The following is a 12343-nucleotide window of genomic DNA, read 5'->3' on the forward strand; positions in this document are numbered from 1 at the left end:
CATGACACATCACGCTCTCATTGTCGGTGCGACCGGCATTGCCGGCAGCAATCTTGCCGAATACCTGCTGGCCCAAGGCGGCTGGGAGATTTCCGGTCTGTCCCGGTCGCAAAGCCCGATTGCCGCCGTCCGGACCCTGTCCTGCGACCTCACCGACGCTGCCTCCGTCGCTGCCGCCCTCGAGGGTATCCGGCCTACCCATGTCTTCATCACCGCCTGGTCGCGGCAGGAGACGGAATACGAGAACTGCAAGGTGAATGGTGCGATCGTCCGCAACGTTCTCGATGCCCTGCGTGGCCGAGGTGTGAACCATGTCGCCCTCGTTACCGGCACCAAGCATTATCTTGGGCCTTTCGAGAACTATGCGAAAGTCGCGCCGCAGACGCCGTTCCGCGAAGAGCAGGAGCGCCTTCCCAACCAGAACTTCTACTATGTGCAGGAAGACGAGGTCTTTGCGGCGGCAGCCCGCGAAGGGTTCACCTGGTCGGTGCATCGGCCGCACACCCTGATCGGCTATGCGGTCGGAAACACGATGAACATGGCGGCCACGCTTGGCGTCTATGCCTCTCTCTGCAAGGAAACCGGGATGCCCCTCGTGTTTCCCGGATCCGCCGAGCAATGGCAGGCGGCAACCGACGTGACGGATGCCCGCATCCTCGCAAATCACCTGTGCTGGGCCGCAACGACGCCAGCAGCTGCCGACACGGCATTCAATGTGGTCAATGGTGACGTGTTTCGCTGGAAATGGCTCTGGCCGCGGATCGCCGCCTATTTCGGCATCGAAGCCGCGGACTATCCGGGCTTTCCGCAGCCGCTCGAGACGAAGATGGCCGACGCCGCACCCATCTGGGACGCGCTCGTGAAGAAGCACGGCCTCAAGGAAAATGCGCTCTCGCGCGTCGCCTCTTTCTGGCACACGGACGCCGACCTTGGCCGGCAGGTGGAGACGTTCAACGACATGGCCCGCAGCCGCAAGGCCGGTTTCCTTGCCTACCAGGACACGACGGAATCCTTCACGGACGCCTTCGATCGCCTGCGCGCCGACCGGATCATTCCGTGATGACAGGACCACGCGACCAGCAAGGAGATCGACAGGCCATGGCGGACATCGGTTACTTTACGGAGACGAACTCGGTCGACACCGTCAATGCGCGCATGGGCGCTGACGTTGATCCGCGTCTTGCGCAAGTGATGGCGAGCCTTGTGAAGCATCTGCATGACTTTGCCCGGGAGGTCCAGCTGACGCAGGACGAGTGGGAGACGGCGATCGGGTTTCTCACCCGCACCGGCCAGATCTGCACGCAGGAGCGGCAGGAGTTCATTCTTCTGTCCGATACGCTCGGTCTGTCGATGCTGGTGGATGCGATCAACAACCGTCGGCCCGAGGGTGCAACGGAAAACACCGTATTTGGGCCGTTCCATGTCGAAGGCGCCCCGGTGAGGGAGATGGGCGCGCAGATCTGTCTGGACGGTAAGGGCGAGAGCTGCCTGTTCCTCGGCCGTGTGCTCGATCTCGAGGGCAAGCCGATCGAGGGGGCGCGGATCGACGTGTGGTCCGACAATGCCGACGGCTACTATGACGTCCAGCAGCCCGACATTCAGCCGAAATGGAACAATCGCGGCGTGTTCGTCACCGGGGCCGATGGACATTACAGCTTCATTGGCATCAAGCCGGTGTCCTACCCCATTCCCGACGACGGCCCTGTGGGGGAGATGCTGGCGCATCTGGGACGGCATCCTTATCGCCCAGCGCATATGCATTACATGGTGCGTGCCGAAGGCTACCAGAAACTGGTGACGCATACGTTTGTCGGCGGTGATGCGTATCTCGAGTCCGACGCGGTGTTTGGCGTCAAGTCGACCCTTGTGGCACCGTTCGACCGTATGGAAGATGGCGAGACGCTGTGGCGTTCGGAGTTCGATTTCATCCTCGTCCCTCCGCAACAGTCTAGATAGGAGCAAGGCGTGGATAATTTCGTCTATAATGGAAATCCGGCCCGCGTCATTTTCGGAAGCGGCACGGTATCGCGCCTGGGTGACGAAGCCGACAGGCTGGACGTCCGGCGCATCCTGGTCCTTTCGACGCCGGAGCAGGCGGAACAGGCGCAAGGGATCGCAGAGGTTCTAGGCTCCCGTTTTGCCGGGATGTATTCGAACGCGCTGATGCACACGCCCGTCGAGGTGACGCAGGATGCGATGCTAACGGTCGAGAGCCTCTCCGCCGATGCCGTGCTGTCGATCGGTGGCGGCTCGACGACAGGCCTTGGCAAAGCCATCGCATTTCGCACCGACCTGCCGCAGATCGTGGTGCCAACGACCTATGCGGGCTCGGAGGCGACGCCCATTCTGGGTGAGACCGAGAACGGACGAAAGGTCACGAAATCCGATCCGCGCATCCTGCCCGAGGTGATCGTCTACGACGTCGACCTCACTCTGACCCTTCCGGTTGCCATGTCGGTCACGAGCGGCATCAACGCGATCGCCCACGCGGTGGAAGCGCTTTATGCCCGCGAGGCCAACCCGATTGTTTCGCTGATGGCGGAGCAGGGGATTGCCGCGATTGCCCGCGCGCTTCCCATCATTGCCCGTCGACCGAATGATCCGGACGCCAGGGCGGACGCGCTCTATGGCGCCTGGCTCTGCGGCGTATGCCTTGGGTCCGTCGGCATGGCGCTGCACCACAAGCTTTGCCACACGCTCGGCGGCATGTTCAACCTGCCGCACGCACCCATGCATACGGCCCTTCTGCCGCATGCGGTCGCTTATAACGCACCGGCCGCGCCGGAAGCCATGGCGCGTATTGCGCAGGCGCTCGGTGCAAAGGATGCGGCAACGGGGCTGTTTGATTTGGCTCAAGGACTGGGGGCTTCGATGGCTCTTAAAACTATGGGCATGCCGGACGACGGCATCGATCCTGCCGTCGAGCAGGCCATGGCCAACGCCTATTGGAACCCGCGAGTGCTGGAAAAGGATGGTTTGCGCCAGCTCCTGGCCGGGGCTTACGAGGGCCAGCGACCAGAATAACGTCTTATGATGAACGGCCCTTGGGAGGGGGTAGCGATGAGCAAGTGGCTTAGTGAATACTGGCAGGTGATATCGGATTGGCTTCGTGAACTGGGCGCGGCCCACGTCGTGGACGACGGCTCATCCGAGCGAAAAGACAAGCCATGATCAGGCACATCGTCATGTGGAACGTGCGCGGCGAGACGCCCGAGGAAAAACTCGCCTCTGCGCGTCTGATCAAGACCAAATTCGAAGGCCTCAAAGGACAGATCCCCGGTTTGAGTACGATTGAGGTGGGGTTGGACATCAGCCGCATCTCCTATGCCTGCGACGTAGTTCTCTACTCCGAGTTCGACGACGAAGCCGCTCTCAAACTTTACGCGGACCATCCGGCGCACGCGAAGGTGCGGGCCGAGCTCGAGGGCATCCGGATCGCCCGCCATCAGGTCGATTATATCTGCTGACCACACGTGTCGCCTGACCGCGCGATAAGCGCTGCGCGGCCCCCCCCTTCATGCCCTTCTAGGAGACCATCGCATGACCTCCCATTCCAGCAAGACGCCGAGAATTGCTTTTCTCGGAACCGGCGCTCAGGGCGCTTCGATCGGGGCGGACTTCGTTCTCGCCGGTCATGACGTGACCTTCATCGAGCAATGGCCCGACCATGTGAACGCGATCCGTGCGAATGGCATCACCGTCAATCTGCCGAGCCGGACGATCAACGCCAGGGTCAAGGCCTTGCATCTCTGCGAAGTCGCGGAGATCAAGGAGCCGTTCGATCTCGTCTTCCTGGTGGTCAAAGCCTACGACACGAAATGGGCGACCCAGCTGATCGAGCCGGTGCTGGCCAAGGACGGCCTTGTGATCGGCCTCCAAAACGGCATGACCCACGAGGATATTGCGGCCATCGTCGGGCGGGAGCGTACTATTGGCGCCGTCATCGAAATCGCTTCCAACATGTTCGTACCCGGCGTCACCAACCGGCAGAACGACCACGATACCTCCTGGTTTGCGCTCGGCGCCCTAGACCCGCAGACCCAGGAGAGGGTGGAGTCGGTGGCCGACCTGCTGCGCTGCACCGGGACCGTCGAGGTGACGGATGATATCCGCTCCGCCAAATGGATGAAGCTCGTCGTCAACGCCGCCGAACTTATTCCGTCTGCCATCGTCAACCTGCCGCTCGGCGATGCAGCCCGCAGCACGGGAATGCTAGAGGTGATGCGGGCGGCCGGCTATGAGGCCATGCAGGCGGCGATTGCCGATGGCGCAAAGATCGTCCCGATCATCGGCATGCCACCGGTCACCACAAACCATCCGGAGCGCTACGTCGACCAGATCTTCGAGGAGGTGCTCACCGTCTTCTCGCAAGCCGATACGCTCACGACCTCGCTGCAGGACTGGCGGAAGGGCCGGCGGGCCGAGATCCAGGAGGTCAACGGCTGGGTCATCGACACGCTGAAAGCGCATGGCCGGACGGCCCCGATCAATCAGCGGGTCGTAGACCTGGCCTATGAGATCGAGGCGAACACGCTTGAGGCGAAGCCAGAAAACGCCGCTTTGCTGATCGAAACCTATGCGGCCAGCATCCCGGCGGGCTGAGGGCGCACTGATATGTTTCCCGTCTCGAATACACTTATCCAAAGCGGATATTTTCAGGGTTTTCGTAGTCTTCAAAATACATACAGTTGATCGGAAGGAGTTCGGAGGAGAGAATTTCCTGACGTATTTGAAGCGCCGGATTGCGTACTTGTTTTAGCAAGAGACGCTGACCGGTCAGAGTGACAAATTCTTGGAGGAGCAAGAATTTGGGCAATCCGCAAATCATCGTGCCTTGTGAAGTTCTGACCGCGCAGCGGTTCGGAGCCAGCTACAGGCTTGCCGAAGCTTGAGGCTGAGGCCGACGATGCCAAGGATCTGTCCAGCAGATTGCTTCCTCCAGGTATGAACCATAACCGGCTCTGGGAGGAGGACGCGATGCCTGATTTTGCTGACAAACCGACGTGTCTCTTTGCAGACTTCAAGGCGGCGTCCAGCGCCGCCGAAGAGATCGGCTTGCGCCGCCCGGCCATCGCCTCGGGTGAGGTGCGATCATCAAAAGGAGCCGACCGGTGAGTGCAGTCTCGACAATCCCCACACGGGCGGACAGCTATGCCCCAGGCCGGATGAAGCTGACGCGGAGTTTCGTGACCGTGGTCTTCTCAACCATGGTCCTTCTGATCGCCTGCCTAGTCTTTGCGCCCTCAAGCGTATCTTGGGGTGCCCTGTCAGGCAGTCTTCCGTTTGCGGCGATCATTGCCATCGTCGGCCTTGGCCAGTTGCTGGTGGTCCAGCAGGGCGGCTTTGACCTCTCGCTTCCCGGTGCCGTCTCTCTCGCCGTCGTGGTCTCGACCCATTACCCGCAGCAGAATGACGGATTGCTGTATCAGGCGGTGCTCTTGGCGCTGGCCTTCAATCTGACGATCGGCTTTCTCAATGGCGCGCTCGTCAGCATCTTCCGCCTGAACTCGATCATTGCGACGATTGGCACCAACGCACTGCTTTATGCGACCGTCTTTGCCATGTCGGGCGGGGTGCCGTCTGTTACGACGGGCCTGCTCGCCAATATTGCCGGCGGCGAAACCTTCGGCCTGGCCAATGCCGTCTACTTCGCCTTCGGCGCCACCGCGCTGGTCTCCTTCATGCTGAAAAAGACCGTGGGCGGCCGCCGGTTCGAGGCGATCGGCGCAAGCCCTGCTGCCGGAGAGGCCGCAGGCCTGCGCGTGCGCTCCTATCAGATGATGGCGTATGTCTATGCCCAGCTGTTCTATTGCCTGGCCGGCGTCCTGATTGCCGGCATCACCCGCGAACCCACGGCCTTCCAAGGCGATAGCTTGCTGCTGCCGTCGGTTGCCGTCGTCGTGTTGGGAGGCACGTCGCTGCTCGGCGGGCGCGGATTTCCCATCTCGACGGTGCTGGCGGCCTTCTTCCTCAACCAGCTGAGCCAGTTCGCGCTGTCGGTCGGTGTGCCCTATTCAGCGCAAACCATCATCCAGGCCTTGGCCCTCGGTTTCGGCATCGGCGTCTACTCGCTCCGGTGGAGCGGGAAAGTCAGAAAAACAACCTAACAATAACAAGTGGAGGAGCAGACATGAACTATGCAAATTTGAAGAAGGGCCTGGCAGTCTCGGTTGCGACTGCGGTCATCGCACTGGGAGGTGCGGGTCTGGCAAAGGCGGAGACACCGTCCTGGTGCGGGCCCAAGAAGGCGACGCTTGCCCTTCTTGACGGTTACGGCGGCAACAGCTGGCGTCAGGTGACGACGGCATCCGGCAAGCAGACCGTCGAACTGTGCCCCAGTATCACCAAGTATGAGTATGCCGACGGCCAGGGCGACACCCAGAAGGCAATCTCCGACATCAAGGGTATGGCCGCCAAGGGCGTCGATGCACTGGTCGTCTTTGGCGACGCCGGCCCGGCCATGCTGCCGGCCATCACCAGCGTCTTCAAGGCCGGAAAGATCATTGTGCCCTACCGCGTCGCTGTTGGCGGCAAGGAAGGCATGAATTATTCGAAGTTCATCGGCTCGTCCTTCGAAAACGACGGCGTCACTTGGGGCAAGTGGATCAAGGGTGTGCTTCCCAAGGGTGGCAATGTCCTGTTCCTCAGCGGACCTGCCGGCAACAGCCAGGGCCTGGATGAGCTGAAAGGCCTGAAGAGCGTGCTCGGGCCTGAGTATGTCTTCGTCAATCAGGCGCCCTTTGCCGTCACCAACTGGGATCCGGCGCTGACGCAAAAGGTGCTGACCGCCGAAATCGCCAAGAACGCCAAGATCGACGTCATCGTGTCCGATTTCGGCCCGTCGCTGGTCGGTGCTCTGCCGGCCTTCACCAAGCAGGGCAAGTCCATCCCGGCGCTTGCCACGTCGGACGGCAACTCGCTCGGCTGCTTCTGGCAGGACAATCACGCCAGCAACCCGGACTTCAAGCTGTTCACCGTCGCCACCGGTAACGACAATGTCCGGTTGGCCGTGCAGTGGGCCGTCGCGCTTGCAACCGGCGGCGAAAAGCCGAAGGAGCAGATCTTCGAGGCGCCTGCTTATGAGGATTCCGTATCGGGCAAGCCCAATGCCGTTCAGTGCCGCAAGGATCTGCCGGGCGCCATCTACATGTCCTCGGCGCTGAAGCCGGAAGACCAGGCAAAGGCCGTCGGCCAGTAACTGAAACTTACGCATCGCTGACCCCGGAGGGTTTACCTTCCGGGGCTCTGTCACCAGGACGGATTGCAAATAATGTTGGCACGAAACAGTCAAGACGTGGCGCTGGACGCTCGGGATGTGGTGATCCGCCTTTCGGGCATCTCGAAATATTTCTCGGTTGTCGCGGCACTGGCCGATGTCAGCGTGGAATTCCGGGCCGGCGAAGTGCATGCCCTTCTCGGCGAGAACGGCGCCGGCAAATCGACCCTGATGAACATCATTTCCGGAACGCTGCAGCCGACCGAGGGAGAGATTCACTTCGAAGGCCGCGCCGTACAGCAAATGACCCCGGAAATCGCCAAGTCCCACGGGATTGGCATCTGCTTCCAGCATCCTGCCATTCTGGACGATCTGTCGATCCTGGAAAACCTGCGCGTGGCCTTGCCAGCCTCGGTGTTTGCGGGCGCAAAGCCCGACGATGTGGGCCGGCGCGTGCTTGCCAAGGTCGGCCTGCATCTCCCTCTTGGCATGCGCGCCGACGGTCTGACGGTTGCGCAGAAGCATTTGCTTGAGATCGCCAAGGCGCTGGCGCTCGAGCCGAAGGTGCTGATCCTGGACGAACCCACCGCCTCGCTCGACCAGGATTCGACCGACATGCTGTTTGCCCGCATCCGCGAGGTGGCGGCCGCTGGCACATCGGTCATCTACATCACCCACCGCCTGGCCGAACTTCGCCAGATTGCCGATCGGGTCACCGTGCTTCGGGATGGTCGCGTGCGCGGCTCCGCCGTCATCGGCGAGATCAGCGATGCCGATCTGGTCGGGCTTATCGTCGGGCGTACTCTGGAATCGGCATTCCCGCCGAAAGCGTCATCGGCCGATACGGAGACCGGTCTGTCCGTGGTGGGCATCACCAACAGGGACCTGAAGAATATCAGCTTCGACGTACCGCGCGGGCAGATCGTGGGGATCGCCGGTGTCGCCGGCAACGGTCAGCCGGAACTGATGCGGGTTCTTGCAGGGCTGAGGCCTGCCGAGGGGCAGATCGTCTTACGCGGGCGCGCACTCGCCCAACCGGAACTCCTCCATGAGGCGGCCTTCATGCCGTCGGATCGCCACGTCGAAGGTGTCGCCGGCAGTTTGACCGTTCGGGAAAACGCAACCTATTCCGCGCTTGAGAAGTTCGCCGTCGGTGGCGTGATGAGCCGCAAGAAGGAACTGGCGCAGGTCGGCGCGATCTTCAGCGAACTGGCGGTGAAGACGCCGGGTATGGAAGCGCCGATCTTTGCCCTGTCGGGCGGCAACCAGCAAAAAGTGGTCATGGCGCGCGCGCTTTTGTCCGAGCCGGGATTGATCATTGCGGACGAACCGACGCAAGGGGTGGATGTCGGCGCCCGGTTCGAAATCTATCGCATCCTGCGCGAAGTCTCCGAGGCGGGAACGCCGGTTGTGGTGAACTCGTCCGATGCCGTGGAGCTCGAAGGGCTGTGCGACAAGGTCGTCGTGCTGTCGCGCGGGCATGTGGTCGAGATCCTCGAAGGTGACGACGTCACCGAAGAACGAATAGTCACTGCGGCCGTTGGAGCGGAGACGCATGGCGACAGCAGTTCGACGGTGGCACAGCCGAGTACCGGCAGCCGATGGCGCGACCTTCTGCGGTCGGACAATGCTCCAGCGGTCCCGCTTGCCATCGTGACCGTGCTTCTCGGGCTCTATGTCTATGGCCAGAACGAGAACTTCTTCTCCGTCTACAACATCTACAACATCCTGCTTCTGGCGACCGCGCTCGGCTTTATTGCCATGGGCCAGACCGTGGCGCTGCTGATGGGCGGGATCGATCTTTCGGTCGGTCCGCTCGCCGGATTTCTGGTCGTGGTCGCGTCATTTTTCATTACCGACGACAATTCCACTGCGATGATGGCGGTCGGCTTCCTCCTGATGTTTGCCGGCGCCTTTGTGACCGGGGCTATCAACGGTGTGCTGATCCGATTTGCGAATTTCACCCCGATTGCCGCGACGCTCGCCATGTATATCGCGATCCAGGGCTGCAGCTTCCTGCTGCGTGACAATCCGGATGGCTATATCAGCGCGACGGTCACCGACTGGGTCAACTGGCAATTGGGTCCTTTCCCGGTCGCCTTTCTGGTACTGGTTGTTGCAGCGGTCGGCGCCGAAACGCTGTTGCGCCGGACACGTGCAGGCTGGCGTTTGCGGGCGGTCGGATCCGACGAACAATCTGCGCGCCGGGCCGGCATTCCTGTCGAACTCACCTTCATCGGCGGCTATATCGCCTGTTCGCTGCTGACCGCTGTCGGTGCCATCATGCTGATGACGCAGATCGGTGTCGGTGACCCGCGCCAGGGCGTGAACTACACGCTGGCCAGCATCACCGCAGTCGTTCTGGGCGGAACGAGCCTTTCGGGCGGGCGGGGAACCTTCATCGGAACCCTTCTCGGAGCCGTGCTTCTGACCGAAGTGCTGAACGCGGTGACATTCCTGGGGCTGACCCAGACCTACCAGTATCTCTTCCAGGGATTGCTGGTGGTGGTGGCAGCGCTGATCTACGCAAGCGCTGGCCGGCGGAAATCGCACTGACCTCATGGTTCTGAACACGTGTACCTGCCGTCGAGCGTAAGAAGACGACCCGGGACACGCATCTTGACTGATTCCATAAATCCAGTATTCTGGATATATGGAATCAGAAGTCGCTATTCTCGCCCTTGCGGCGCTTGCTCAGCCAACCCGGCTCGAAGCTTTTCGCCTGCTTGTCAGGCATGAACCGGATGGACTGCCCGCAGGTGACATAGCGCGCGCGCTCGCGGTGCCGCAAAACACGATGTCTGCGCATCTCAACATCTTGTCACGCGCGGGTCTTGTTTCTTCGCAGCGCCAAAGCCGCGTCGTTACCTACCGTGTGGAGATGGAGACGTTACGGGAACTGGTGCTCTTCCTTCTCAAGGACTGCTGTGGCGGAAACGCAGAGCTCTGCGCGCCGCTGATTGCGGAACTCACCCCGTGCTGCCCTCCGGAAAAGGCGCTCTCATGACCGACAAGACATTCAACGTCCTGTTTCTGTGCACCGGCAACTCTGCGAGATCGATCCTCGCGGAAAGTGTTCTGCGAAAAATTGGCGCTGGGAAATTCAATGCCTACTCGGCGGGAAGCCAGCCTAAAGGCAACGTCAACCCAATGGCGCTCGATGTGCTTGTTGGCCAAAAGTTTCCCACGGAGGGACTTCGGTCAAAAAGTTGGGACGAGTTTGCGGGTGCCGAGGCTCCGCAATTCGATTTTATCTTTACGGTCTGCGACAACGCTGCTGGCGAATCCTGCCCGGTCTGGCCGGGAAAACCAATGACCGCCCATTGGGGTATCGAGGATCCTGCTGCAGTGGAGGGTACCGAGGCGGAAAAGCGCATCGCCTTCACCAGAGCGCTTCGCTACATGAAGCTGCGTATCGCAGCTTTCGCCGCGCTGCCTTTGGAAAGCCTCGAAAGGATAAGCTTGACCGCCAAGCTTCAGGAAATCGGTCAGCTTGAAGGATCGACAAACAAAAGGCCTGACGTCGCATGACTTACCCCATCGATATCGTCATCTACCACAACCCGGACTGCGGGACCTCGCGCAACACGCTTGCGATGATCCGCAACGCCGGCATCGAACCCCATGTGGTCGAGTATCTCAAAACCCCGCCAGCGCGCGCGCTGCTTAAGCAGTTGATCGACCGGATGGGAATTTCCGCGCGCGATCTTCTTCGCGAAAAGGGAACGCCATTTTTCGAACTCGGTTTGGGCGACCCTTCCTTGTCCGATGAGCAACTGGTCGATGCCATGATGGACCATCCCATCCTGATCAACCGCCCGATCGTCGTCACGCCTGCCGGTGTCAGGCTGTGCCGACCATCGGAAGCGGTGTTGGATATTCTCCCAGCTGGCCAGCAGGCTGCGTTTGCCAAGGAAGACGGCGAAGTCGTCGTCGACCAGACCGGCCGTCGCGTCGTCTGACGCACGCCATTCAAGCCGAACCCGTGCGGCCCCAGTCTTCATGGCAAGGCTGCGGACGATGTCTATCTGCCAAGGAGGCCGCAAATGCGTCCCGAAGAACCAACACTGCGTCTGTCGTTCCTCGACCGCTATCTGACCGTCTGGATTTTTGCCGCCATGGCACTGGGTGTGCTGCTCGGAACTGTCTTTACCGGCCTGCCCGCAGCGCTCGACAGCCTGTCCATCGGCACCACCAATATTCCGATTGCCATCGGCCTCATCCTGATGATGTATCCGCCTCTGGCGAAAGTGCGCTTCGAGGAACTGCCGCAGGTGTTTGCCGACAAGCGGGTTCTGGCGATCTCTCTCCTGCAGAACTGGATTATCGGTCCGGTGCTGATGTTCGCGCTGGCGGTGATCTTCCTGCGGGACTATCCGGAATACATGACCGGCCTCATCCTGATCGGTCTTGCCCGCTGCATTGCAATGGTTCTCGTCTGGAACCAGCTTGCCCGGGGCGACAACCAGTATGTCGCGGGTCTCGTTGCCTTCAATTCGATTTTCCAGATCCTGTTTTTCAGCGTCTATGCGTGGTTCTTCCTGTCCGTCATGCCTCCGCTGTTTGGTCTTGAAGGCAGTGTGATTGACGTCTCGTTCTGGACGATTGCGGAAGCGGTGTTGATCTATCTCGGTATTCCGTTCCTCGCGGGATATCTGTCGCGCCGCTTGCTGACCGCGAGCAAGGGCAGGGACTGGTACGAGAATGTCTTCCTCCCGAAGATCAGCCCGATGACTCTGGCCGCCCTTCTGTTCACGATCGTCGCCATGTTCAGCCTGAAGGGCGGAGACGTGGTCCGCCTGCCGGGCGATGTGGTGATGATCGCCATTCCGCTGACGATCTACTTTCTCATCATGTTTCTTGTCAGTTTCTGGATGGCGAGGTCGGTGGGGACAGATTATCCGCGCACGACAGCGGTTGCCTTTACTGCGGCCGGCAACAACTTCGAGCTGGCCATCGCGGTTGCCATTGCCGCGTTCGGCCTGGCGTCCCCGGTCGCATTTGCGGCCGTCATCGGCCCGCTCGTCGAGGTTCCTGTGCTGATCCTTTTGGTACAGATGGCACTGTGGATGGGCCGCAGATATTTTGCCAAATCGGCAGGAAGCCCGGCCGTGTAGCGCTCCCAGC

Annotated in this window: 13 protein-coding genes; all 13 read left to right on the forward strand. The window is 60.9% G+C overall.

Annotation, left to right across the window (positions count from 1 at the left end; all coding sequences use genetic code 11):
- Position 1 precedes the first annotated feature (1 nt).
- The 13 genes from IFT66_RS17915 (at position 2) to arsB (ending at position 12333) form a co-directional block, all read left to right on the forward strand.
- The gene (locus tag IFT66_RS17915) at positions 2-1060 is read left to right on the forward strand and encodes an SDR family oxidoreductase (RefSeq protein ID WP_192078411.1); all 1059 of its coding nucleotides are present in this window, start codon (positions 2-4) and stop codon (positions 1058-1060) included.
- A gap of 38 nt (positions 1061-1098) precedes the next feature.
- Positions 1099-1956: an intradiol ring-cleavage dioxygenase gene (locus tag IFT66_RS17920; protein ID WP_192078412.1), complete on the forward strand. Its 858-nt coding sequence runs from the start codon at positions 1099-1101 to the stop codon at positions 1954-1956.
- 9 nt (positions 1957-1965) lie between these two features.
- Positions 1966-3024 (forward strand): iron-containing alcohol dehydrogenase, encoded by a 1059-nt coding sequence (locus IFT66_RS17925; protein ID WP_192078413.1) that lies wholly within the window; start codon positions 1966-1968, stop codon positions 3022-3024.
- Between the two features lie 143 nt (positions 3025-3167).
- Positions 3168-3467, forward strand: coding sequence for a Dabb family protein (locus tag IFT66_RS17930; RefSeq protein ID WP_113165358.1), 300 nt, complete (start codon positions 3168-3170; stop codon positions 3465-3467).
- 73 nt (positions 3468-3540) lie between these two features.
- Positions 3541-4602 (forward strand): ketopantoate reductase family protein, encoded by a 1062-nt coding sequence (locus tag IFT66_RS17935; protein ID WP_192078414.1) that lies wholly within the window; start codon positions 3541-3543, stop codon positions 4600-4602.
- A gap of 276 nt (positions 4603-4878) precedes the next feature.
- A complete protein-coding gene (locus IFT66_RS17940) occupies positions 4879-5115 on the forward strand; it encodes a hypothetical protein (protein ID WP_062459851.1) in 237 nt (78 codons plus the stop codon).
- Positions 5112-6107, forward strand: a complete 996-nt coding sequence (locus IFT66_RS17945) for an ABC transporter permease (protein ID WP_199864870.1) — start codon at positions 5112-5114, stop codon at positions 6105-6107. The genes IFT66_RS17940 and IFT66_RS17945 overlap by 4 nt, the downstream gene beginning before the upstream one ends.
- Positions 6108-6130: 23 nt before the next feature.
- The gene (locus IFT66_RS17950; RefSeq protein WP_062459847.1) at positions 6131-7198 is read left to right on the forward strand and encodes a substrate-binding domain-containing protein; all 1068 of its coding nucleotides are present in this window, start codon (positions 6131-6133) and stop codon (positions 7196-7198) included.
- A gap of 72 nt (positions 7199-7270) precedes the next feature.
- Entirely contained in the window at positions 7271-9772 is a 2502-nt protein-coding gene (locus IFT66_RS17955; protein WP_192078415.1) for an ATP-binding cassette domain-containing protein, read from the forward strand.
- Between the two features lie 97 nt (positions 9773-9869).
- Positions 9870-10223, forward strand: coding sequence for an ArsR/SmtB family transcription factor (locus tag IFT66_RS17960; protein WP_092662990.1), 354 nt, complete (start codon positions 9870-9872; stop codon positions 10221-10223).
- Positions 10220-10747, forward strand: a complete 528-nt coding sequence (locus IFT66_RS17965; RefSeq protein WP_192078416.1) for an arsenate reductase ArsC — start codon at positions 10220-10222, stop codon at positions 10745-10747. The genes IFT66_RS17960 and IFT66_RS17965 overlap by 4 nt, the downstream gene beginning before the upstream one ends.
- Positions 10744-11178, forward strand: coding sequence for an arsenate reductase (glutaredoxin) (gene arsC, locus IFT66_RS17970; protein WP_192078417.1), 435 nt, complete (start codon positions 10744-10746; stop codon positions 11176-11178). The genes IFT66_RS17965 and arsC overlap by 4 nt, the downstream gene beginning before the upstream one ends.
- 84 nt (positions 11179-11262) lie before the next feature.
- Positions 11263-12333: an ACR3 family arsenite efflux transporter gene (gene arsB / locus IFT66_RS17975; RefSeq protein WP_062459837.1), complete on the forward strand. Its 1071-nt coding sequence runs from the start codon at positions 11263-11265 to the stop codon at positions 12331-12333.
- Positions 12334-12343 lie beyond the last annotated feature (10 nt).

It is taken from the genome of Rhizobium sp. CFBP 13726 (assembly GCF_014841925.1).
Taxonomy (GTDB): Bacteria; Pseudomonadota; Alphaproteobacteria; order Rhizobiales; family Rhizobiaceae; genus Neorhizobium; species Neorhizobium soli.